The organism is Stenotrophomonas maltophilia (genome assembly GCF_013464915.1).
Lineage (GTDB): Bacteria > Pseudomonadota > Gammaproteobacteria > Xanthomonadales > Xanthomonadaceae > Stenotrophomonas > Stenotrophomonas maltophilia_AT.
In genome coordinates this window covers 1-2,046 of the sequence record NZ_RAVT01000090.1, presented here as the reverse complement: position 1 = coordinate 2,046, position 2,046 = coordinate 1, and the positions used below count along the sequence as shown (strand labels likewise).

The window sequence follows — 2,046 nt, the reverse complement described above, 5'->3', positions numbered from 1 at the left end:
GCGGAAGCGTGCCGCTGGGCCAGGTGGCCAAGCTTCGGTTGGCGCCGCAGCTGTCTTCAATCCAGCGAGTGAACCAGACGCGCGCGGTCACCGTGCTTGCAAAGAGCTCCGACCTGACGGCCCAGGGGATCGCGGACAAGGTCGAGCCACTTCTTTCCGAATTCCGCAAGCAGGGCGTGCGGGTTGAACTCGGTGGCGAGATCGAGGAAAGCAAGAGTGCCAACGAAGGCATCGAGAAGCTGCTCCCGCTCTGCCTTGCCGCCATGTTCCTGTTGTTCGTATGGCAGTTCGAGAGCATCCGCAAGAGCYTGATCGTCCTGGCGAGCATTCCGTTCGTGGTCATCGGCGCGACCTTGGCACTCAAGCTGAGTGGCACCAGCCTGACCTTCATCGGAACACTKGGGCTGCTCGCACTTGCCGGCATCATCGTCAACAACGCGATTCTGCTCATCGATGCGATCGACGAAGGCCAGCGCGATGGCTTGCCYCCTCTCCAGGCCATTGAAGAGGCTGCRGCAAAGCGCCTGCGCCCCATCGTSATGACCAAGATGGTCTGCATTCTCGGCCTTGTCCCGCTGCTGCTGTTTGGSGGTTCCATGTGGACCAGCATGTCGATCGTGATGATCGGCGGCCTCGCCCTTGGAACGCTGATCACGCTGGGTCTCATTCCWGCGCTGTATGCCGCGCTCTACCGCATTCACCCGACCAAGGAGGCATGATCATGGCTATTGGAAATCGAGTTGCCTGCCTGTCGATTGCTGTGCTTGTGGCTGTGTCTTCTGGCTGCGCCTCTGTGGCCCCCAGGACCGAGATCCCTGACGCCGCAGCCCGGCATCATGTGGGCCAGGCACCCACACCGGCGGCGCTGGATGCGGGTGTCCTGCCCGGGACGCCCAACAGGCAATGGTGGAAGGACTTCTCCGACCCCAACCTGGATGCGCTGGTCAGCCTGGCCATGCGYGGGAATCATGACCTGAAGTCTGCCCTTGCCGCCGTGGTGGAAGCGCGSGCRCTGGCAGGCGCRGCGCGCAAGGACTATCTGCCGAGCGGTGCGCTGCAGGTCAAGGCCGAAGCCATGCAGTCCGCCCAGATCGAAGCGGATCCCTATCGCCAGGATCTTCCCCGSCCCCCTTCCCAGAGGCTGCTGTCYGCYGGACAGATGTTCTCCTGGGAACTGGACCTGTTTGGGCGCATTGGCACCGCCGCAGCCATGGCCGATCGCAAGGCCGATGCGGCGGCGGCTGACGCGAGGTCAGCTGCCGCAGTGCTCCAGGCCGAGGTTGCGAAGAACTACTTCCTGCTCAGGATGGACCAGATCAGCCTGTCTTCTCTTGAGCGGGAGGTTGAGCTGAGCAAGGCCCGCGTTGTGCGTGTCAAGGCCCGGTATGCGGCGGGGCTGGTCGATCGCAGGGAGGCACTTGCGGTCGAATCCGAACATGCCGAGCTGGTGGCGCAGGAGGCGGCAACCGCTACCCGACTGCAGGCGGACAGGGCCGCATTGGCGGTTCTTGCGGGCCGCTCACCGACCGCGCAGGATGACGCCTGGGAGGCGTTGCTGGCCCCGGCTCCACTGCCGGCCCCACCGGATCTTGCATCGCTTGCGCAGCCGACCGACCTTCTGGCGCGACGGCCGGACGTCGCCAAGGCTGATGCATTACTGCGAGCAAGCCTTGGCAACGTCGTACTCGCCGAGCGGGCGCACCTTCCGCGTCTCACGCTGAATGTCTTCGGCGGCATCCTTGCACCGTTCGGTTCGCTGGGCGATTCCAGTGCCAAGCGCTATTCGGCCGGCCCGGAGCTTCAGTGGGAGTGGCTGAGCTTTGGCCGGAAGAAGGCCAGGGAGGAAGCCGCTCGCGCCGGCGGTGACCAGAACTGGCATGCCTTCGAGCAGACCGTGCTGACGGCTCTGAAGGAGAGTGAGGACTCCCTGCATGCGTGGACGAGTTCCCAGGTCAGGATGCAGCAGGCGGTAAATGCCGAGGCACTCAGCAGCAGATCTTCGGCCTATGCCTCTTCCCGCGTGGACGCCGGAATCGAACCGAAGGA

The 2,046-nt window shown here is 64.3% G+C and carries 2 protein-coding genes; both read left to right on the top strand.

Features of this window, described 5'->3' with window-relative positions; all coding sequences use genetic code 11:
• The coding region (locus D7T59_RS21050) for an efflux RND transporter permease subunit (RefSeq protein WP_180863276.1) at nt 1-719 on the top strand (719 nt) is incomplete at its 5' end.
• Nucleotides 720-721: 2 nt separating this feature from the next.
• A partial coding sequence (locus D7T59_RS21045) for a TolC family protein (protein ID WP_180882693.1) occupies nt 722-2,046 on the top strand: 1,325 nt, incomplete at its 3' end.